At 56.4% G+C, this 19,862-nt stretch carries 15 protein-coding genes and 1 rRNA gene; 6 read left to right on the top strand and 10 right to left on the bottom strand.

The window, feature by feature from the left end:
- Positions 1 to 18 precede the first annotated feature (18 nt).
- Both yjbE and pgi read right to left on the bottom strand, forming a co-directional pair.
- On the bottom strand, positions 19 to 261 hold the full coding sequence (gene yjbE, locus ACOTZB_RS20020; RefSeq protein ID WP_008503423.1) for an exopolysaccharide production protein YjbE: 243 nt from the start codon (positions 259 to 261) through the stop codon (positions 19 to 21).
- A gap of 367 nt (positions 262 to 628) precedes the next feature.
- A complete protein-coding gene (gene pgi, locus ACOTZB_RS20015; protein WP_193805501.1) occupies positions 629 to 2,278 on the bottom strand; it encodes a glucose-6-phosphate isomerase in 1,650 nt (549 codons plus the stop codon).
- Positions 2,279 to 2,652: 374 nt separating this feature from the next.
- On the opposite strand from pgi, the gene lysC reads away from it, so the two are divergent.
- From lysC to ACOTZB_RS20000, 3 genes are all read left to right on the top strand, one after another.
- Positions 2,653 to 4,002, top strand: a complete 1,350-nt coding sequence (lysC, locus tag ACOTZB_RS20010; protein ID WP_047650899.1) for a lysine-sensitive aspartokinase 3 — start codon at positions 2,653 to 2,655, stop codon at positions 4,000 to 4,002.
- 93 nt (positions 4,003 to 4,095) lie between these two features.
- A complete protein-coding gene (gene panS / locus ACOTZB_RS20005) occupies positions 4,096 to 5,040 on the top strand; it encodes a ketopantoate/pantoate/pantothenate transporter PanS (RefSeq protein ID WP_421628318.1) in 945 nt (314 codons plus the stop codon).
- A gap of 50 nt (positions 5,041 to 5,090) precedes the next feature.
- Entirely contained in the window at positions 5,091 to 5,363 is a 273-nt protein-coding gene (locus tag ACOTZB_RS20000) for a DUF3811 domain-containing protein (protein ID WP_421628316.1), read from the top strand.
- Here the strand turns inward: ACOTZB_RS20000 and rluF are convergent, their stop codons facing one another.
- Entirely contained in the window at positions 5,364 to 6,236 is an 873-nt protein-coding gene (gene rluF / locus ACOTZB_RS19995; RefSeq protein ID WP_257832842.1) for a 23S rRNA pseudouridine(2604) synthase RluF, read from the bottom strand.
- A 197-nt stretch (positions 6,237 to 6,433) separates the two neighbouring features.
- Between rluF and ACOTZB_RS19990 the strand changes: the two genes are divergently transcribed.
- On the top strand, positions 6,434 to 6,736 hold the full coding sequence (locus tag ACOTZB_RS19990; RefSeq protein WP_421628313.1) for a type II toxin-antitoxin system RelE/ParE family toxin: 303 nt from the start codon (positions 6,434 to 6,436) through the stop codon (positions 6,734 to 6,736).
- 6 nt (positions 6,737 to 6,742) lie between these two features.
- The gene (locus ACOTZB_RS19985; protein ID WP_421628311.1) at positions 6,743 to 7,030 is read left to right on the top strand and encodes an addiction module antidote protein; all 288 of its coding nucleotides are present in this window, start codon (positions 6,743 to 6,745) and stop codon (positions 7,028 to 7,030) included.
- Here ACOTZB_RS19985 and ACOTZB_RS19980 read toward each other — a convergent pair.
- Positions 7,027 to 8,658 carry a Na/Pi cotransporter family protein gene (locus tag ACOTZB_RS19980; RefSeq protein ID WP_421628310.1) on the bottom strand — a complete coding sequence of 544 codons (1,632 nt, stop codon included), beginning with the start codon at positions 8,656 to 8,658 and terminating at the stop codon, positions 7,027 to 7,029. The two genes, ACOTZB_RS19985 and ACOTZB_RS19980, sit on opposite strands and share 4 nt — an antisense overlap.
- Before the next feature lie 116 nt (positions 8,659 to 8,774).
- Positions 8,775 to 12,458, bottom strand: a complete 3,684-nt coding sequence (metH, locus tag ACOTZB_RS19975) for a methionine synthase (protein ID WP_421628308.1) — start codon at positions 12,456 to 12,458, stop codon at positions 8,775 to 8,777.
- 193 nt (positions 12,459 to 12,651) lie between these two features.
- On the opposite strand from metH, the gene iclR reads away from it, so the two are divergent.
- The gene (gene iclR / locus ACOTZB_RS19970; protein ID WP_126331118.1) at positions 12,652 to 13,482 is read left to right on the top strand and encodes a glyoxylate bypass operon transcriptional repressor IclR; all 831 of its coding nucleotides are present in this window, start codon (positions 12,652 to 12,654) and stop codon (positions 13,480 to 13,482) included.
- Between the two features lie 21 nt (positions 13,483 to 13,503).
- Here iclR and aceK read toward each other — a convergent pair whose 3' ends face one another.
- From aceK to rrf, 5 genes are all read right to left on the bottom strand, one after another.
- Complete coding sequence (aceK, locus tag ACOTZB_RS19965; RefSeq protein WP_421628306.1) at positions 13,504 to 15,243, bottom strand: bifunctional isocitrate dehydrogenase kinase/phosphatase; 1,740 nt, start codon at positions 15,241 to 15,243, stop codon at positions 13,504 to 13,506.
- 51 nt (positions 15,244 to 15,294) lie between these two features.
- Positions 15,295 to 16,599 carry an isocitrate lyase gene (aceA, locus tag ACOTZB_RS19960; RefSeq protein ID WP_023334117.1) on the bottom strand — a complete coding sequence of 435 codons (1,305 nt, stop codon included), beginning with the start codon at positions 16,597 to 16,599 and terminating at the stop codon, positions 15,295 to 15,297.
- A 31-nt stretch (positions 16,600 to 16,630) separates the two neighbouring features.
- Complete coding sequence (aceB, locus tag ACOTZB_RS19955; protein WP_421628303.1) at positions 16,631 to 18,232, bottom strand: malate synthase A; 1,602 nt, start codon at positions 18,230 to 18,232, stop codon at positions 16,631 to 16,633.
- Positions 18,233 to 18,502: 270 nt separating this feature from the next.
- Positions 18,503 to 19,432 (bottom strand): homoserine O-acetyltransferase MetA, encoded by a 930-nt coding sequence (gene metA / locus ACOTZB_RS19950; RefSeq protein ID WP_337280487.1) that lies wholly within the window; start codon positions 19,430 to 19,432, stop codon positions 18,503 to 18,505.
- 180 nt (positions 19,433 to 19,612) lie between these two features.
- Positions 19,613 to 19,728 (bottom strand): 5S ribosomal RNA (rrf, locus tag ACOTZB_RS19945).
- Positions 19,729 to 19,862 lie beyond the last annotated feature (134 nt).

Genomic DNA, 19,862 nt, shown 5'->3' with positions numbered 1-19,862 from the left:
TGATTAAAACACCCGCTATTACTGGGTGCTGGTTGTCGTGGTGGTCGTGGTTCCGGTATTGGAGCCATCACCGCCACCGGTTGCCGCCAGCGCGACACCCACGGCTGAACTTACGGTGCTGGCGCTGGCTGCGGTAGAACTTCCCGCAGACGCAGACGTCGCAGCCGAACCTGCCGCTTCCCCGACCTGAACCGGAGCTGCATAGACAGATGTCGCCGCAAGCGCAGATATGGCAAAAATGCCATACAGTACTTTCTTCATAACAATTTCCCTTCAATGAATGAATGGAGATTTGCCCGAAAAGAATTTCAGGCGGAATCGAGTATACACAACTAGTGCCGTGGGTTTGCCGTAAGGGGAAATAGGGAGGGGGTTTTCGGAATAATGGTTAAAATGGAAATGAAAGACAAATAGCATTAATATATAAATTATTAAAATCAATAAGTTATAATATAAAGATATTAATGGATTACTGCGTATTTTCTTAAAATAAACCGCAGGAATTAACGGGTTAAGCGTCTTTTTCGGATTAAACTCAGATTCAGAATTTGAGTTAACTAACAGACATCAGGAATTATCCGATAAAAAAATGCCGGCATTAAGCCGGCACGTTTTCATGACGTTTTAATTACCCACGCCATGCTTTATAACGGTTGATCAAACCATTTGTCGAGCTGTCATGGCTGGCAATCGCTTTATCGTCACCCAGCTCTGGCAGAATACGGTTTGCCAGCTGTTTGCCCAGCTCAACGCCCCACTGGTCAAAGGTGAAGATGTTCAGGATGGCGCCCTGCGTGAAGATTTTGTGCTCGTACAGAGCGATCAGCGCACCCAGGCTGAACGGCGTGATTTCACGCAGCAGGATGGAGTTGGTTGGGCGGTTGCCTTCGAACACTTTGAACGGCACCACATGGTCCAGCGTGGCCGGGTCTTTACCCTGGTCACGGTATTCCTGCTCAACCACTTCGCGGGATTTACCGAACGCCAGCGCTTCGGTCTGCGCAAAGAAGTTCGACAGCAGCTTCGGATGGTGGTCGGACAGCGGGTTATGGGTGATAGCCGGGGCGATGAAATCGCACGGTACCATTTTGGTGCCCTGGTGGATCAGCTGGTAGAAGGCATGCTGGCCGTTGGTGCCCGGCTCGCCCCAGATGATTGGGCCAGTCTGGTAATCCACCGCGTTGCCGTTACGGTCAACATACTTACCGTTGGATTCCATGTTGCCCTGCTGGAAGTAGGCTGCGAAGCGGTGCATGTACTGGTCGTACGGCAGGATCGCTTCGGTTTCAGCGCCGAAGAAGTTGTTGTACCAGATACCGATCAGCGCCAGCAGCACCGGCAGGTTTTTCTCTGGTGCGGTCGTGGAGAAGTGTTTATCCATCGCGTGCGCGCCGGAGAGCAGCTCAACGAAGTTGTCGAAGCCCACGGACAGGATGATGGACAGGCCAATCGCAGACCACAGGGAGTAGCGGCCGCCAACCCAGTCCCAGAACTCGAACATATTCGCGGTATCAATGCCGAACTCGCTGACCGCTTTACCGTTGGTAGACAGCGCCGCGAAGTGTTTCGCCACGTGCTTGTTGTCGCCCGCGGTTTTCAGGAACCAGTCGCGCGCGCTGTGGGCGTTGGTCATGGTTTCCTGAGTGGTGAAGGTTTTGGACGCAACCAGGAACAGGGTGGTTTCCGGGTTCACGTTCTTCAGCACTTCGGCGATGTGGGTGCCATCGACGTTAGACACAAAGTGCATATTGAGGTGGTTTTTATACGGGCGCAGCGCTTCGGTCACCATGAACGGACCGAGGTCAGAACCGCCGATACCGATGTTCACCACGTCGGTAATTGCTTTGCCGGTGTAGCCTTTCCAGCTACCGGAGATGATCGCTTCGGAGAAGGTTTTCATCTTTTCCAGCACCGCGTTCACTTCCGGCATGACGTCTTTGCCGTCAACGATGATTGGCGTATTGCTACGGTTACGCAGGGCCACGTGCAGCACGGCACGGTCTTCGGTACGGTTGATCTTCTCGCCGGAGAACATGGATTTGATGGCGTCGGCAAGCTCAGTCTCTTTCGCCAGATCCTGCAGTTTTGCCAGCGTTTCTTCGGTAATGCGGTTTTTAGAGAAATCCACCAGCATCAGGTCGTCGAAGGTCGCGGAGAACTTAGAGAAACGATCGGCATCCTTCGCGAACAGATCCGCAATGGTGACGTCTTTCATTTCATCAAAATGTTTCTGGAGTGCCTGCCAGGCAGCGGTCTGCGTTGGGTTGATGTTTTTCATTAGCAATACTCTTCTGATTTGAGAATTGTGACTGCGGTCGATTGTAGCGCCTGCAAATAAAAATTGTGATGGTTTTTATGCCATTGCCCTGGCCTGCATCAAACACAGGTGAAAAGACCCGAAAAGTATAGCTGCTGAAGCGCCCTCCCGGGGCGGCGAAATGTCGGTCAAAAAGCCCTAAAACGGAGCATAAAATCTGGCGCTGTTATAAGTCCTGTTTCTCAGGGGTACCCCCCCATAAAAAATCCGCATAATCCCAGCATTGACAGGACCTCCCCCGCATTTTATTTATAGGGCCGTATTTTGCGCCTGCACCTGTTTTCGTTTCACTCTTGTGCCATGGTCGCTTATTCATTCCCTGACACGAGGTTGTTATGACGAGTTTTGTGGTCGCCAAATTTGGCGGCACCAGTGTGGCCGATTACGATGCCATGAACCGCAGCGCCGATGTGGTGCTGGCCGATCCGAATACCCGCCTGGTGGTGCTGTCTGCATCCGCCGGCGTGACGAACCTGCTGGTTTCTCTGTCTGAAGGACTGGAAGCGACAGAACGTTTCGTGAAGCTGGATGCACTGCGCAAAATTCAGTTCGACATCCTTGAACGTCTGCAGAACCCGAACGTCATTCGCGAGGAAGTGGAACGTCTGCTGGAAAATATCACCACTCTGGCAGAAGCGGCCTCTCTGGCCACCTCCACCGCCCTGACCGACGAACTGGTCAGCCACGGCGAGCTGATGTCCACCCTGCTGTTTGTTGAAATCATGCGCGAGCGTAACGTTCAGGCGCAGTGGTTTGACGTGCGTAAAGTAATGCGTACCAGCGATCGCTTTGGCCGCGCCGAGCCGGACGTTGAAGCGCTGGCGGAGCTGACCAATCAGCAGCTGGCACCGCGCCTGGCAGACGGTATCGTGGTCACCCAGGGCTTTATCGGCAGTGAAGCGAAAGGCCGCACCACCACGCTTGGTCGTGGCGGCAGCGACTACACCGCCGCGCTGCTGGGCGAAGCCCTGCATGCAACGCGCGTGGATATCTGGACTGACGTTCCGGGTATTTACACCACCGACCCGCGCGTCGTTTCCGCAGCTAAACGTATTGATGTGATCGCTTTTGAAGAAGCGGCTGAAATGGCCACCTTCGGTGCAAAAGTGCTGCACCCGGCGACGCTTTTGCCAGCCGTACGCAGCGATATTCCGGTCTTCGTCGGCTCCAGTAAAGATCCGAAAGCGGGCGGGACGCTGGTCTGCAAGAAAACGGAAAACCCACCGCTGTTCCGCGCCCTGGCCCTGCGCCGTCGTCAGACGCTGGTGACGCTCCACAGCCACAATATGCTGCATTCACGCGGTTTCCTGGCGGAAGTGTTTGGCATTCTGGCGCGCCACAATATCTCGGTGGATCTGATCACCACCTCTGAAGTGAGCATTGCGCTAACGCTGGACACCACCGGCTCGACCTCCACCGGCGACACGCTGCTGACGCAGTCGCTGCTGATTGAGCTGTCTGAGCTGTGCCGCGTGGAAGTGGAAGAAGACCTGGCGCTGGTTGCCATCATCGGCAACAAGCTATCGCGCGCCTGCGGCGTGGGTAAAGAGGTGTTCGGCGTGCTCGACCCGTTCAGCATCCGCATGATCTGCTACGGCGCATCCAGCTACAACCTCTGCTTCCTGGTGCCTGCCGATCAGGCCGAGCAGGTCGTGCAGAAACTTCATCAGAATTTGTTTGAATAAAATTCGTTAGCACGATAAACAATACCTATAAGCCGGGCACAGACCCGGCTTTTTCATAACTAAACAACACGACAATACTGCAAGGAATCCACTATGTTATCCGCTATTACTCGGCTGTTGCCGTTATGGGCGCTGCTGCTCTCCGTACTCGCGTATTACACCCCCGCCACGTTCACAGGCATTGGTCCGTGGGTCGCCACGCTGCTGATGCTGATCATGTTCGGTATGGGCGTGCATCTGAAAATCGACGACTTTAAACGCGTGCTGTCTCGCCCTGCTCCCGTCGCGGCAGGGATTTTCCTGCATTACCTGGTGATGCCGCTTGCGGCGTGGCTGCTGGCGATGGCCTTTAAGATGCCGCCCGATCTCTCCGCCGGGATGGTGCTGGTGGGCAGCGTGGCCAGCGGCACGGCGTCCAACGTCATGATCTACCTGGCGAAAGGGGATGTGGCGCTCTCCGTCACGATCTCGTCCGTTTCCACGCTGGTGGGCGTGATTGCCACACCGCTGTTAACCCGCCTGTACGTGGACGCGCATATTCAGGTGGACGTGACGGGCATGCTGCTCAGCATTCTGCAGATTGTGGTGATCCCGATTGCGCTGGGGCTGGTCATTCACCATCTTTTCCCGCGCGTGGTGAAGGCCGTTGAGCCGTACCTGCCTGCGTTTTCGATGGTCTGCATTCTGGCGATCATCAGCGCCGTGGTGGCGGGTTCCGCATCGCACATTGCCTCCGTGGGCTTTGTGGTGATTATCGCCGTGGTGCTGCATAACACGATTGGCCTGCTTGGCGGCTACTGGGGCGGGAAGCTGTTTGGTTTTGACGAATCGACCTGCCGCACGCTGGCAATTGAGGTCGGCATGCAGAATTCCGGCCTGGCGGCGGCGCTCGGTAAAATTTACTTCTCCCCGCTGGCGGCCCTGCCTGGCGCGCTGTTCTCCGTCTGGCATAACCTCTCCGGCTCGCTGCTGGCGGGCTACTGGTCCGGCAAACCGATTGATGAACAAACGAAAAAAGATGCGGTGAAGCAGGGTTAATTTACGCGGCTTGCTTTACACTGAAGCCTCTCTATCAGGAGGCTTCAGCAATGGCTACACCACGTTTGACCCAGAAAGACATGACGGAAGCCGAGCAGCGTGAACTGAAAACGCTTCTCGACCGCGCCCGTATCGCACATGGCCGCACGCTGACCAACGCCGAAACCAATCAGGTGAAAAAAGAGTACATCGATAAGCTGATGGCGCAGCGTGACGCTGCGGCGAAAAAAGCCCGCAAGCTGAAAAAAGAGCAGGCTTATAAACCCAATGCAGAAGCGACCTTTTCCTGGTCGGCCACAACGTCTACCCGTGGAAGGCGCTAATCAGCGCCCTTTCTTTTTGCGCCCCGGCTGGGTAAAGCGTTTTCCATTACCCGGCTTGCCTCGCCCTTTCTCTTCCACCTGAGGCACCTTCACCACCGGGCGCTTAATCGCCTGGGTTTTCGGTTTTGCTTTGGCCTTCGGCTTCGCTTCGGACGAGGAGTTCTCGATAAGCTTGAAGAGCTCAATCAGCTCGTCATCCGTTAAATCGCGCCACTCGCCCAGCGGAATGCCGGACAGGCTGACGTTCATGATGCGCGTGCGTTCCAGCTTCGTCACTTCATAACCGAAGTGCTCGCACATGCGGCGGATCTGGCGGTTCAGGCCCTGCACCAGCGTAATGCGGAACGCGAACGGCGCTTCTTTCTTCACCTTACACTTTTTCGTGACGGTACCGAGGATCGGCACCCCGGCGCCCATGCCGCGAATAAATTCGTCCGTGACCGGCTTATTGACCGTCACAATGTACTCTTTCTCGTGGTCGTTACCGGCACGCAGGATTTTGTTGACCAGATCGCCGTGGTTGGTGAGGAAAATCAGCCCCTGAGAGTCTTTGTCCAGACGGCCAATAGGGAAGATACGGCTGCTGTGGTTCACGAAATCAACGATGTTGTCCCGCTCGCCGTCTTCCGTTGTGCTGACAATCCCAACCGGTTTGTTCAACGCGATAAACACCAGGTCTTCAGCATCGCGCGGTTCGATGACCTGACCATTCACTTTAACCACATCGCCAGGGACCACCTGGTCGCCGATGGTGGCGCGTTTGCCGTTAAGAAACACGTTACCTTGCTCAATGTAACGGTCAGCCTCGCGACGTGAGCAGATCCCGCTCTCGCTAATGTATTTGTTTAATCGGGTTGATTGAGTTGGCAGCATAGTTTCTCCTGTGAAGGGCGAAATATACCTTAGGTTTGGGCCGAAAAAAAAGATTAGCTGACGGTAACTGAAGCGGGTTTTTTCGTTTGCGAGACGCTTTCAGGATTTAGCGTCAGGCCATTTATCCTTGAGCTAACTCCTTTTAGCTTTACTCTCCAGAGACAACTATTTGTAGTTTATAAATCACATGGAGTAATATGAAGGAGATAGTTCAGACAGAATCCTTCCAACGCTGGGAGCAAAACTTAAAAGATCGGCGAGCGAAGACCATTATCGCTTCCCGCCTCTTTCGGTTGGCAAATGGTTTAGCGGGCGACATTAAACCCGTTGGGGAAGGTATAAGTGAGCTGAGGATCCACTATGGTCCGGGCTACAGAATCTATTTTAAAGACCAGGGCAATTGCATCATCGTGCTGTTGTCTGGTGGTGACAAAAGCAGCCAGGCCAGAGACATACTTATGGCAAAAATGCTGAGCAATGTATCCCAATGGCAGGAGTGAATGAGCATGCATAAATTAACATCCTACGATCCAGCAAACGCGCTGGTGGATGATGAGGAAATCGCCGTGTTTGTGGCTGATGCCTTAGAAACGGGCGACTCAGCGTATATTGCTAAAGCGCTGGGCGTCATCGCGCGCGCGAAAGGAATGTCGACCATTTCACAGCAAACTGGCCTATCACGAGAGCAACTGTATCGATCGTTCAGTGATAAAGGAAACCCAACGCTTAAAACCACTCTGGCGGTCATGAAAGCATTGGGTCTTGGGTTAACAATCAAACACGCCGGAGATTAATACTCATCCCGCTCGTCGTCTTCATCCGGCTGCTCCATCACGCTGTACGCCACCGCGCAGAACAACGAGTTGAGACGCTTCATATCCCCCAGCAGCCCCAGATGCAGGGAGCTGGTTTCGATGCTCTGCACGTTCTGCTGGTGCAGACGCTCAACGTGCGCGTGCGAGTAGCGGCGGTTCAGAATACGGAAACGATGCTTGTTGCGACGCAGGCGGCGCGCGCTCGGGACGTCGCTGGAGAAGAAGACCAGCATCGCCAGCTTGAGGTTGCTGACCAGCTGTTCGTGCAGCGCTTCCAGCTCCTTCAGGCCTTCCACGGAGAACGCCCGACGCGCGGCCAGAGATTTGTCGGCGATCTCGCTGCCCATACGCTCAACGATATCCGAGGCCTGCTCAAGGTTAAGCGACATCTCGATAATTTCCGCCCAGCGGCGGGACTCCTCTTCCGCCAGCTCGTCCTGCGGCATACGCGCCAGATAAAGCTTGATGGCGGTATAAAGCACGTTGATATCGTCCGCCAGTCTGCGCAGTTCTTTCTCTTCACGCGGCTCGCCGTGCATCACCTTCTGCAGCCCTTCGAGCATGGTTTCCATCGCATCGCCCATGCGCAGCGTCTCGCGCGCGGCATTCGCCAGCGCCAGCGCCGGGGTATCCAGCGCGGACGTATCCAGGTGCTTCGGCTTCAGGCGCGCATCCAGCTCAGGTTCGTCCTGAATGAGACGTTCGCAGAAGCGGGCCATCGGCCCGGCAAAAGGCACCATCGCCAGGCAGCGTACCAGGTTGTAGAACACGTGGAAGTAGATCACCAGCTCCGCCTTCGGCAGCGGGAGATTGTCCATCAGGTTCGCCAGCGGGTGAACGAACGGCAGAATAATCAGGCTGCCCACCAGCTTAAACAGCAGGCTGCCGAGGGCCACGCGGCGGGCTGCGGCGTTGGCCGCGCTGTTATTGAGCATCGCCAGCAGGCCGGAGCCGAGGTTGGCCCCGATCACCAGACACAGCGCCACCGGGAAGGAGATCGCCCCTGTGGCGGTTAAGGTCGCCGTCAGAAGAACCGCCGCCAGGCTGGAGTAGCTGACGATGGCAAACACCGCGCCAATCAGAGCATCCAGCATAATGTCCCCGGTCAGGGAAGCGAAGATGACCTGCACGCCGTTGGCCTCGGTGATTGGCGTGACCGCCTGCACAATCAGCTCCAGCGCCAGCAGAATCAGCCCCAGGCCTATCCCTACGCGCCCGAGCTGTCCGGCGCGCGTCTGCTTGCGGCCGAGGAAGAAGATAACGCCGATAAAAATCAGCAGCGGCGACAGCCAGGAGAGATCGAAGGTCAGGATACGCGCCATCAGCGCGGTACCCACATCAGCCCCCAGCACAATCACCAGCGCCGGGGCCAGCGCCACCAGATCCTGCGCCACAAAGGAGGTAACAAGCAGGGTCGTGGCGTTGCTGCTCTGAACCAGTGCCGTTACGCCAATGCCCGCGCAGAAGGCGAGCGGCTTCTTCTCAACGCTGCTGCTGAGGACGGTACGTAAACGGGCGCCAAAAACGCGCATCACGCCGGTACGGACGATATGGGTGCCCCATACGAGCAGGGCGACTGCAGAGAGCAGGTGTAACAGTGTCAGCACGGAAGTGGTTTCTCCTTATCGTTATTCATTTTCCTTAGATTCAGTATAAGGGTTTAAACGTAAGAAAGAGACAGGGCGCCCAATGAGCGCCCTGTTTGTTGTAAGGAAAAGTGATTTTAGTCGGCGTCGTAGCCGAGATTTGGCGCCAGCCAGCGCTCCACTTCAGACACGCTCATGCCTTTGCGCAGGGCGTAATCTTCAATCTGATCCCGCTGCAGCTGCGCCACGGCAAAATACTTGCTGTCCGGATGGCTGAAGTACCAGCCGGAAACGGACGCCCCTGGCCACATGGCGAACGACTCGGTGAGCTTCATGCCGGTATGGGTTTCTACGTCCAGCAGCTTCCAGATGGTGCCTTTTTCGGTATGCTCCGGACAGGCCGGATAGCCCGGCGCCGGGCGAATGCCCTGGTAGTTTTCGCGGATCAGCTCCTCATTGCTGAGGTTTTCGTTCGCCGCGTAGCCCCAGTGCACCTTACGAACGCGCTCGTGCAGGTACTCGGCAAAGGCTTCCGCGAGGCGGTCGGCAATCGCTTTCACCATGATTTTATTGTAATCATCGTGCTGCGCTTCGAATGCGTCAGCCAGCGCGTCTTCTTCCAGACCGCCGGTTACCGCAAAGGCGCCGATATAATCGGCTTTACCACTTAACTTAGGTGCAACGAAATCGGCCAGACAGTAGTTGGCAAAGCCCACTTTTTCCGTTTGCTGGCGCAGATGGCGGCTGACCGCCAGCACGTGGGTGCGGGTTTCATCGCGATAAATTTCAACGTCGTCGCCCACGCGGTTGGCCGGAAACAGGCCCACCACGCCGCGCGGGTTAAGGGTTTTCTCCGCGCTCAGCATGTCGAGCATGTCGTTGGCATCTTTAAACAGGCGTTTCGCCTCCTCGCCAACCACCTCATCCTCCAGGATACGAGGATATTTGCCCGCCAGCGACCAGGTCATAAAGAACGGCGTCCAGTCGATGTAGTTGCGCAGCGTTTCGATGCTGGCGCTGACCTCCTGAACGCCCAGGCGATGCGCGACCGGCGGCGTATAGCTCGACCAGTCAAACGCCAGATCGTTATCGCGCGCAGCCTGGAGTGAAACAGGCGGGGTGCGCGGTTTCTTGCGCCCGTGCTGGATGCGAACGGTTTCGTACTCTTTGCGGGTGCGCTCAACAAACTCGTCGCGCTGTGTGTCGGAGAGCAGCGCGGAGACCACGCCCACCGTGCGCGAGGCGTTCTGCACGTAGACCGTCGGCCCGCTGTAGTTCTGCTCGATTTTCACCGCCGTGTGCGCTTTCGAGGTGGTCGCCCCGCCAATCAGCAGTGGAATGGTGAAGCCCTGTCGCTCCATCTCTTTTGCCACGTTGACCATTTCGTCCAGCGACGGCGTAATAAGCCCGGAGAGGCCAATCAGGTCAGCATTCACTTCGCGCGCGGTCTTGAGGATTTTGTCCGCCGGGACCATCACGCCAAGGTCGATAATTTCGTAGTTATTACACTGCAGCACTACGCCGACGATATTCTTGCCGATGTCGTGCACGTCGCCCTTCACGGTGGCGATAACCATCTTGCCGTTGCTGGAGCCTTTCTCTTTGCTGGCTTCGATGTAGGGCTCAAGATACGCTACCGCCTGCTTCATCACGCGGGCGGATTTCACCACCTGCGGCAGGAACATCTTGCCCTCGCCGAACAGATCGCCGACCACGTTCATGCCGTCCATCAGCGGGCCTTCGATCACCTCAATCGGGCGGGCTGCCTGCTGGCGCGCCTCTTCGGTATCAAGCTCGATAAATTCGGTGATGCCTTTGACCAGCGAGTATTCCAGACGCTTTTTCACGTCCCAGGAACGCCACTCGGCCTGCTGAACATTTGCCGCCTCATCCGATTTGCTGCCGCGGTACTTCTCCGCCAGGTCCAGCATGCGCTCGGTGGCGTCGTCGCGGCGGTTAAGGATCACGTCCTCTACGGCGTCGCGCAGCTCGGCAGGCAGGTCGTCGTAAATCGCCAGCTGTCCGGCGTTAACGATCCCCATGTCCATGCCGTTGCGGATGGCGTAGTAAAGAAACACGGCGTGGATTGCTTCGCGCACCGGGTCGTTACCGCGGAACGAGAACGACACGTTTGATACGCCGCCGGAGATCAGCGCGTGCGGCAGCTCGCGCTTGATGTCCTCACATGCCCCGATAAAGTCCTGGGCGTAGTTGTTGTGCTCTTCAATCCCGGTCGCGACGGCGAAGATATTCGGGTCAAAGATAATGTCTTCCGGCGGGAAGCCCACCTCTTCGGTCAAAATCTTGTACGCGCGGCGGCATATCTCAATTTTGCGCTCGCGGGTATCCGCCTGACCCACTTCGTCGAAGGCCATGACCACCACGGCGGCACCGTAGCGGCGGACCATCTTCGCGTGGTGGATAAAGATATCAACGCCCTCTTTCATCGAGATAGAGTTGACGATGCCTTTACCCTGGATGCACTTCAGCCCTTTTTCGATGACTTCCCATTTGGACGAGTCGATCATGATCGGCACGCGGGCGATGTCCGGCTCACCGGCAATCAGGTTGAGGAAACGCACCATCGCCGCTTCGGCGTCGAGCATCCCCTCATCCATGTTGATATCGATAATCTGCGCGCCGCTTTCAACCTGCTGGCGGGCAACGTCCAGCGCTTCACTGTATTTCTCTTCTTTAATCAGGCGCTTGAACTTTGCCGAACCGGTGACGTTAGTACGCTCACCCACGTTCACAAACAGGCTGTCGTCGCCGATGGTCAACGGCTCCAGGCCGGACAGACGACAGGCAACCGGAAGCTCGGGCAGCTTGCGCGGCGGCAGACCGGCGACGGCGTTGCTCATGGCCGCGATGTGCTCCGGCGTGGTGCCGCAGCAGCCGCCAACAATGTTCAGGAAGCCAGACACGGCCCACTCGCGGATTTGCGCCGCCATGGTGTCGGCATCGAGATCGTATTCACCGAATGCGTTCGGCAGACCGGCGTTCGGGTGGGCGGTGACGTAGCATTCCGCGATGCGGGAAAGTTCCTGCACGTACTGGCGCAGTTCATCTGGACCCAGCGCGCAGTTCAGGCCGAAGGAGAGCGCTTCGGCGTGACGCAGGGAGTTATAAAACGCTTCGGTTGTCTGACCGGACAGGGTGCGGCCGGAGGCATCGGTGATGGTGCCGGAAATCATGATCGGCAGGTCAACGCCCAGCGCCTCGAACTCCTCTTTCACCGCGTAAATCGCGGCTTTGGCGTTGAGGGTGTCGAATACGGTTTCAATCAGGATCAGATCGGAACCGCCTTCCACCAGCGCTTTGGTCGATTCCCGGTAGGCCGCAACCAGCTGATCGAAGGTGATATTACGAAACGCCGGGTCGTTGACGTCCGGTGAAATCGACGCGGTGCGGTTCGTCGGGCCCAGCACCCCGGCAACGTAGCGAGGCTTGTCCGGCGTGCGGGCCGTCCACTCGTCGGCGCAGGCGCGCGCCAGCTTCGCGGCTTCCAGGTTGATTTCCGCCGACAGGGATTCCATCTGGTAATCCGCCATGGCGATGGTTGTCGAGTTGAAGGTGTTGGTTTCAACGATATCCGCACCCGCTTCGAAGTAGGCGTTGTGGATATCCTTAATCACGGACGGCTTGCTGAGCACCAGCAGGTCGTTGTTCCCTTTCAGGTCGCAGGGCCAGTCGGCAAAGCGTTCGCCGCGGAAATCGTCTTCACTCAGACGATACCCCTGGATCATGGTGCCCATGCCGCCGTCCAGCACCAGAATTCGTTCATTTAACTGCGCACGCAGTTGCTCTACTTTGCTGCTCACACTTGCTCCCGACAACGCTCAACAAGGCCAAAAGTCTGCGTTCCATACTGGCACAATCTCGTAGGGTGGAAAAGCCGCACAGCGGTAACATGAGACATGTTCACCATCACTCCTCCGATCAGTCAGGATAACGGTTGCAAATTCACCAAATAAAACGAAAATGATTTCCACGATACAGAAAAAGGAGATCGTCATGGTCGCGACCGTTCCCGCTAAACGCGGCAGAAAACCTGCTGCCACCACCGCCGCCACACAACAGGGCGGACAGGTTCAATCGCTCACGCGCGGTTTGAAGCTGCTGGAGTGGATAGCCGAGTCGCACGGCAGCGTGGCCCTGACGGAGCTGGCCCAGCAGGCTGGCCTACCTAACTCCACGACGCACCGCCTGCTGACCACCATGCAACAGCTGGGCTTTGTCCGCCAGGTCGGCGAGCTTGGCCACTGGGCGGTGGGCGCGCATGCGTTTATCGTCGGCAGCAGCTTCCTGCAGAGCCGCAACCTGCTGGCGATTGTGCATCCGATTCTGCGCAAGCTGATGGAGGAGTCCGGCGAGACCGTAAACCTGGCGGTGCTGGACCAGAGCGACCACCAGGCGATTATCATCGACCAGGTGCAGTGCACGCAGCTGATGCGCATGTCCGCACCGATTGGCGGTAAGCTGCCGATGCATGCCTCCGGGGCGGGGAAAGCGTTTCTCTCGCAGCTAAGCGAAGAGCAGGTGACGGGGCTGCTGCACCGTAAAGGGCTGCACGCCTATACCCACGCCACGCTGGTATCGCCCGTGCATCTGAAAGAAGATCTGGCCCTGACCCGCAAGCGCGGCTATTCGTTTGATGATGAAGAACATGCCCTGGGCCTGCGCTGCCTCGCGTCCTGCATTTTTGACGAGCACCGCGAGCCGTTTGCCGCCATCTCCATCTCCGGGCCGATTTCGCGCATGACCGACGACCGCGTGACCGAGCTGGGCGCGCTTGTGATTAAGGCGGCGAAAGAGGTGACGCTGGCGTACGGTGGGATTCGTTAAGATTGAGGCGGCCTGATGCCCTCACCCACAGGGAGAGGGAGAAAACCTGATGCAAAACCGCTGTTTACGGCGGTAAGCGTACACATCTTCCACATGCCCATTTTTGATCCGCGTTTGCAGCCCGCGCCAGTAGCTGGCGCGGAACAGATCCTCATGCATTTCTTCGAATAGCGGCCCGATGCGCGGGTCAGCGCACAGCCAGTGGCGAAACTCCTCCGGAAACACATCGCCCGGCGAGACGCTGTACCACGGCTCGCTGGAAAGCTCATCTTCCGGGTAGCGGGGCTGGGGTATATCGCGGAAGTTCACCTCGGTCATGTAGCAAATTTCGTCGTAATCGTAGAACACCACCCGCCCGTGACGGGTGACGCCGAAGTTTTTAAACAGCATGTCGCCCGGGAAAATATTGGCGGCGGCAAGCTGGCGAATCGCGTTGCCGTATTCTTCAATGGCATCCCGCAGTGCCTGACCTTCGGACTGCTCAAGCCAGATATTCAGCGGCACCATGCGGCGTTCGATGTAGAGATGGCTAATCACGATTTTATCACCCAGATCGGTGATTTTCGCTGGCGCTTCCTGCATTAACAGCGCCATGAGCGCCGGGTCGATCTGCTGTTTATCCAGCACAAAGTTTTCGAACTCCTGGGTATCCGCCATGCGCCCGACGCGATCGTGCTCTTTCACCAGCTGATAGCAGGCGCGAACGTGCGCGGCGGTCATCTCTTTCTGCGGCGCGAATCTGTCTTTAATCACCTTAAAGACCCGGTCGAAACCCGGCAGCGTAAACACCAGCATCACCATGCCGCGAATACCGGGCGCTTCGATAAACTGCTCATCGGCGGCGGTGACATAGCGCAGGTACTCCCGGTAGCTTTCCGTTTTGGCGTGCTTCTGGCAGCCAATCGCCATATACAGCTCGGCGGTGGTTTTGCCCGGCAGGATCTCACGCAGCCACTCCACCAGGGCGGCAGGCAGCGGAGCGTATACCATGAAATAGGAGCGGGCGAAGCCAAACACAATGCTGGCCTCGGCGCTGGTGGTCAGGCAGGTATCGACAAACAGTTCCCCGTCGTCGGTACGGTGAATGGGCAGCAGAAACGGCACAATGGCGGTCGGCGTAACCAGTTTGCCCACCAGCCAGGCGGCTTTATTGCGGTAGAAAAGCTCGTTGGCCACCTGCAAATGGCTATGGCTGAGCACCTCCGCGCCGAAGGTTTCGTTGAGATGCGCGTGGATATAACCGATATCCCGGGTTTTGTTCTCCCAGGGCAGTCGCAGCGGCAGATCCGTTAGCACGCGGTGCAGGAGCTTTTCCCATCCGCGATCGGGAAAGAAATCTTTCGCCAGCGGACGGGGAATGGTTCGAAAGCGTCGCTCGGGCTGGGAGCTGAAGATAAATAACCGCTCAGGAGATAGTGAGCGGTGGTCAAATAACCGGCAATAGACGGAGTTGAAAAAGCTCTCCGCAATCTCGAAGCGCGGGTAATCGGGTAACAGATGGGTGTAGTGCTCCTTCACGCGCAGTAAAAATTCCGCGTCCGGGCTTTTACCGTCGGTAATACAGCTCAGCTGCTCCACCACCAGACCCACGTGGTGGTCATAGAGATGGATACGGTGCTTCATGGCCTGCTGAACCGCATGCCAGTCTGCATGTTCGAAGCGCTGCTGCGCGCCGGATGTCACTTCAAGAAAACGACCATACTGGGCATCGAAGCCCTGCAAAATAGTTTGGGCAATCAGCAATTCCAGGCCACGCGACATATATTCCCCCTCACCCCAACCCTCTCCCCGAGAAGGGAGAGGGGGAAAAGATTAGAACTGTGCTTCTTCCGTTGAACCCGTTAAGGCGGTGACGGAGGAGGTGCCGCCCTGAATGATGGTCGTCACGTTATCGAAGTAGCCAGTTCCCACCTCCTGCTGGTGAGACACAAAGGTATAACCGTCTTTACCCGCCGCAAACTCCGGCTGCTGCACCTTCTCAACGTAGTGCTTCATGCCCTCACCCTGCGCATAGGCGTGCGCCAGGTCGAACATGTTGAACCACATGCTGTGGATACCGGCCAGGGTAATGAACTGGTATTTGTAGCCCATGTCGGACAGCTGCTGCTGGAAGCTGGCGATGGTTTTGTCATCCAGCTTTTTCTGCCAGTTAAATGATGGCGAGCAGTTGTAGGCCAGCAGTTTGCCCGGATACTTCGCGTGGATGGCGTCGGCAAAGCGTTTTGCCAGCGCCAGATCCGGCGTAGACGTTTCACACCAGACCAGGTCCGCGTACGGCGCGTACGCCAGACCGCGGCTAATTGCCTGCTCGATACCCGCGTGGGTACGATAGAAGCCTTCACTGGTGCGCTCGCCGGTGATGAACTCGCTGTCGTACGGGTCGCAGTCAGAGGTGATCAGGTCCGCCGCGTCCGCATCGGTACGGGCAATCACCAGCGTCGGCACGCCGAGCACGTCAGCAGCCAGACGCGCGGCAACCAGCTTCTGTACGGCTTCTTGTGTAGGAACCAGCACCTTACCGCCCATGTGTCCGCATTTTTTCACTGACGCCAGCTGGTCTTCGAAGTGAACGGCCGCTGCACCGGCCTCAATCATCGATTTCATCAGCTCGAAGGCGTTCAGCACGCCGCCGAAGCCCGCTTCCGCATCCGCGACGATCGGCAGGAAATAGTCAATAAAGCGCGGATCGTTGGGTTCGATACCGGCGGCCCACTGGATCTGATCCGCTCGGCGGAAGGTATTGTTGATCCGATCCACCACCGACGGCACGGAGTTAGCCGGATAGAGCGACTGATCCGGGTACATGCTGGACGCCAGGTTAGCGTCCGCCGCAACCTGCCAGCCGGAGAGATAGATAGCTTCAATACCCGCCTTCGCCTGCTGCAGCGCCTGACCGCCGGTCAGCGCGCCGAGGCTGTTGATGTAGCCCTTTTTAGAGCCACCGTGCAGCAGCTTCCACATTTTCGCCGCACCGTTCTGTGCCAGCGTGCATTCCGGATTGACCGAGCCGCGTAATTTCACCACTTCCTCCGCGCTGTAAGGACGGCGGATGCCTTCCCAGCGAGGCTGTGTCCACTCTTTCTTCAACTCTTCGATTTGTTGGGTACGGGTTTTCATGTGCAGATGCTCCATATTGTTATGTGGTGAGTTACGCCAGGAAGCGGTAGCCCGGCAGGGTCAGGAAGTCGATTAAGTCATCTGATGTGGTGATTTGTTCCATCAGGCGCGCAGCGTCGTCAAAACGCCCACTGCTGAAGCGGTGCTCGCCCAGTTCGTCCTGGATCACCCGCATCTCTTCGGCCAGCATCTGGCGGAACAGGGATTTGGTCACCGGCTTGCCGTTGCTGAGCGTTTTTTGATGGTGGATCCACTGCCAAATGGAGGTACGTGAGATCTCCGCCGTCGCGGCATCTTCCATCAGACCGTAGATAGGTACGCAGCCGTTGCCGGAGATCCACGCTTCGATGTACTGGACCGCGACGCGGATATTGGCACGCATGCCCTCTTCCGTACGCTCGCCCGCACACGGTGCCAGCAGCTGTTCTTCAGCCGTTGGGGCATCGTCTTCACGCGTGACAAACAGCTGGTTTTTGTTGTCGCCGAGAACGCGGTTGAAGACCTCCATCGCCGTATCGGCAAGGCCAGGATGGGCAATCCACGTGCCGTCGTGACCGTTACGGGCTTCAAGCTCTTTGTCGGCCTTCACCTTGTTGAGCACCTGATTATTGCGCTCTGCGTCTTTGCTCGGGATAAATGCCGCCATGCCGCCCATCGCAAAGGCGCCGCGCTTGTGGCAGGTTTTGATCAGAAGGCGCGAGTAGGCGCTCAGGAACGGTTTATCCATGGTCACGACCTGACGATCCGGCAGTACGCGGTCGGGGTAGTTTTTCAGGGTTTTGATGTAGCTGAAAATATAGTCCCAGCGTCCGCAGTTCAGGCCGACAATGTGGTCGCGCAGGGCGTGCAGAATTTCATTCATCTGGAACACGGCAGGCAGCGTTTCAATCAGCAGCGTGGCTTTGATGGTGCCGCGCTGCAGGTTGAAACGATCTTCCGCGTAGCTGAACACTTCGCTCCACCAGGCCGCTTCCTGCCAGGCCTGCGTTTTTGGCAGATAGAAATAGGGACCGCTGCCTTTAGCCAGGAGGGCTTTGTAGTTGTGGAAGAAATAGAGCGCGAAATCAAACAGGCTGCCCGGGATGGCTTCCCCACGCCAGGTGACATGTTTTTCAGGCAGGTGCAGACCGCGTACGCGACAGATCAGCACCGCCGGGTTCGGTTTGAGCTGGTAAATTTTGCCGGTTTCGTTGGTATAGCTGATGGTGCCGTTCACGGCGTCGCGCAGGTTGATCTGCCCTTCGATGACCTTACGCCAGTCCGGCGCCAGTGAGTCTTCAAAATCGGCCATGAAGACTTTAACGTTGGCGTTCATGGCGTTGATCACCATTTTGCGCTCTACCGGACCGGTGATCTCAACGCGACGATCCTGTAAATCTTCAGGGATGCCGCGGATTTTCCACTCGCCGCGACGAATGGAAGTGGTTTCCGAAATGAAGCCAGGCAACTTGCCATCGTCAATTTCCTGCTGCTGATGAATGCGTGCCGCCAGCAGCTTATTGCGCTGCGGCGTAAAGCGGGTCACCAGTTCAGTCAGAAACTCTACCGCTTCCGCCGTCAAAACCTGCTGTTCTTGCTCGCCATACGGCTGGGTAAAGGCCAGTTCATCGACCGTCGTTGCCTGTTGAGTCATTACTCTGCTCCTCATCAAAGATCCAAAATCACGCCCCCGATGCGAACGAAAGATCGTTGGGTAGTTTTCGCTCAGCAGAATTAAGACTATCTATATTTTTTCTAAAATCAAAAACAATTTCCATTTTAATTGTTAATTGCAATTAATTTATTGATTTTGTTGAGATTAAAGTTTTATCGAATGGTGAGTGACATTTCGGAAATAAAAAAGGCACCCGAAGGTGCCTGATTTGAATAGCTGAAACGCTTTAGGATCGTTTAGTGCAGAAGATTACTCCAGCGTCGGATTCATGTGGCGCAGATCGTATGGCGTGATCTGGTAGACGTAATAGTTGAGCCAGTTAGTGAAAAGCAAATTCCCGTGACTGCGCCAGGTTGCTCTCGGTTTGTTCTGCGGATCGTCTTTGGGGAAATAGTTGTACGGTACATCCGGATTAAGACCCGCTTCGACATCACGGAAATACTCTGACGCGAGAGTATGCGGATCGTATTCAGGATGCCCGGTCACAAAAGCAATGCGTTTATCCTTGCTGGCAAACAGGTAAGCATCCCCGTCTTCCGTTTCGGCCAGGATCTCCAGATCGGTGTAATCACGAATCAGCTGGGCCGGGAAATCGGCGTAGCGAGAATGCGGGGCCAGGAAAGAGTCATCGAAACCACGCGTCAGCAACGCGTGGGGGTGAAGAATGTGGTGTTCGTAGACGCCGGAGAGCTTTTCAGTGCGGGTTTGCTTGGGGATGCCATAAAGAATATTCAGCGCGGCTTGTACCGCCCAACAGACAAACAATGTGGAGGTAACGTGATCTTTTGCCCACTCCAGAACCTGTTTGATCTGCGGCCAGTAAGCGACATCGTTAAATTCCACCAGACCGAGCGGCGCGCCGGTCACGATCAGTCCGTCGAAGTTTTCCCCCTGAATGTCATCAAAGTTGCAGTAGAAGTTATTCAGATGCTCAGCAGGCGTGTTACGCGACTCGCGGGCATCGATTCGCAGCAGCTGAATATCGACCTGCAGCGGGGAGTTCGACAGAAGACGCAGGAACTGGTTTTCTGTTTCGATCTTTTTTGGCATCAGATTGAGAATAAGCACCTTCAGCGGACGAATTTCCTGACCTGTCGCACGCGAAGCCGTCATGACGAAGACGTTTTCTTCACGCAAGAAATTGACGGCTGGTAGCTCGTCCTGCACCCGAATCGGCATAACTTTATATCCTCACAGCATACGTATAAACGTTTAGACATCCAGATAGCTAACGATACCCAGAAACGATTGGAAAGTCGAGTCTGCATGTCCAAGGTGAGAAAGTTTCAGGAACAAGGGGAGGAGAAAAACAAAAGCAAAAAACCCCGCACCTTACGGTACGGGGTTCTTCTATTTGATGCCTGGCAGTTCCCTACTCTCACATGGGGAGACCCCACACTACCATCGGCGCTACGGCGTTTCACTTCTGAGTTCGGCATGGGGTCAGGTGGGACCACCGCGCTAAAGCCGCCAGGCAAATTCTGTTAATCTGTATCAGGCTGAAAATCGTGTCTCTCTCTTCGCCAAAACAGCTTCGGCGTTGTAAGGTTAAGCCTCACGGTTCATTAGTATCGGTTAGCTCAACGCATCGCTGCGCTTACACACCCGA

It is taken from the genome of Enterobacter cloacae complex sp. SHL020 (assembly GCF_049236945.1).
GTDB lineage: Bacteria > Pseudomonadota > Gammaproteobacteria > Enterobacterales > Enterobacteriaceae > Enterobacter > Enterobacter dykesii.
Note: the sequence above shows the minus strand (reverse complement) of the source record. Positions and strands in the feature narration are given on the sequence as shown.

What these genes read in the sequence shown, in the direction of transcription:
- yjbE (WP_008503423.1), bottom strand. Translation starts at nt 261, where the DNA reads ATGAAGAAAGTACTGTATGGCATTTTTGCCATATCTGCGCTTGCGGCG.
- pgi (WP_193805501.1), bottom strand. Translation starts at nt 2,278, where the DNA reads ATGAAAAACATCAACCCAACGCAGACCGCTGCCTGGCAGGCACTCCAG.
- lysC (WP_047650899.1), top strand. Translation starts at nt 2,653, where the DNA reads ATGACGAGTTTTGTGGTCGCCAAATTTGGCGGCACCAGTGTGGCCGAT.
- panS (WP_421628318.1), top strand. Translation starts at nt 4,096, where the DNA reads ATGTTATCCGCTATTACTCGGCTGTTGCCGTTATGGGCGCTGCTGCTC.
- ACOTZB_RS20000 (WP_421628316.1), top strand. Translation starts at nt 5,091, where the DNA reads ATGGCTACACCACGTTTGACCCAGAAAGACATGACGGAAGCCGAGCAG.
- rluF (WP_257832842.1), bottom strand. Translation starts at nt 6,236, where the DNA reads ATGCTGCCAACTCAATCAACCCGATTAAACAAATACATTAGCGAGAGC.
- ACOTZB_RS19990 (WP_421628313.1), top strand. Translation starts at nt 6,434, where the DNA reads ATGAAGGAGATAGTTCAGACAGAATCCTTCCAACGCTGGGAGCAAAAC.
- ACOTZB_RS19985 (WP_421628311.1), top strand. Translation starts at nt 6,743, where the DNA reads ATGCATAAATTAACATCCTACGATCCAGCAAACGCGCTGGTGGATGAT.
- iclR (WP_126331118.1), top strand. Translation starts at nt 12,652, where the DNA reads ATGGTCGCGACCGTTCCCGCTAAACGCGGCAGAAAACCTGCTGCCACC.
- aceK (WP_421628306.1), bottom strand. Translation starts at nt 15,243, where the DNA reads ATGTCGCGTGGCCTGGAATTGCTGATTGCCCAAACTATTTTGCAGGGC.
- aceA (WP_023334117.1), bottom strand. Translation starts at nt 16,599, where the DNA reads ATGAAAACCCGTACCCAACAAATCGAAGAGTTGAAGAAAGAGTGGACA.
- aceB (WP_421628303.1), bottom strand. Translation starts at nt 18,232, where the DNA reads ATGACTCAACAGGCAACGACGGTCGATGAACTGGCCTTTACCCAGCCG.
- metA (WP_337280487.1), bottom strand. Translation starts at nt 19,432, where the DNA reads ATGCCGATTCGGGTGCAGGACGAGCTACCAGCCGTCAATTTCTTGCGT.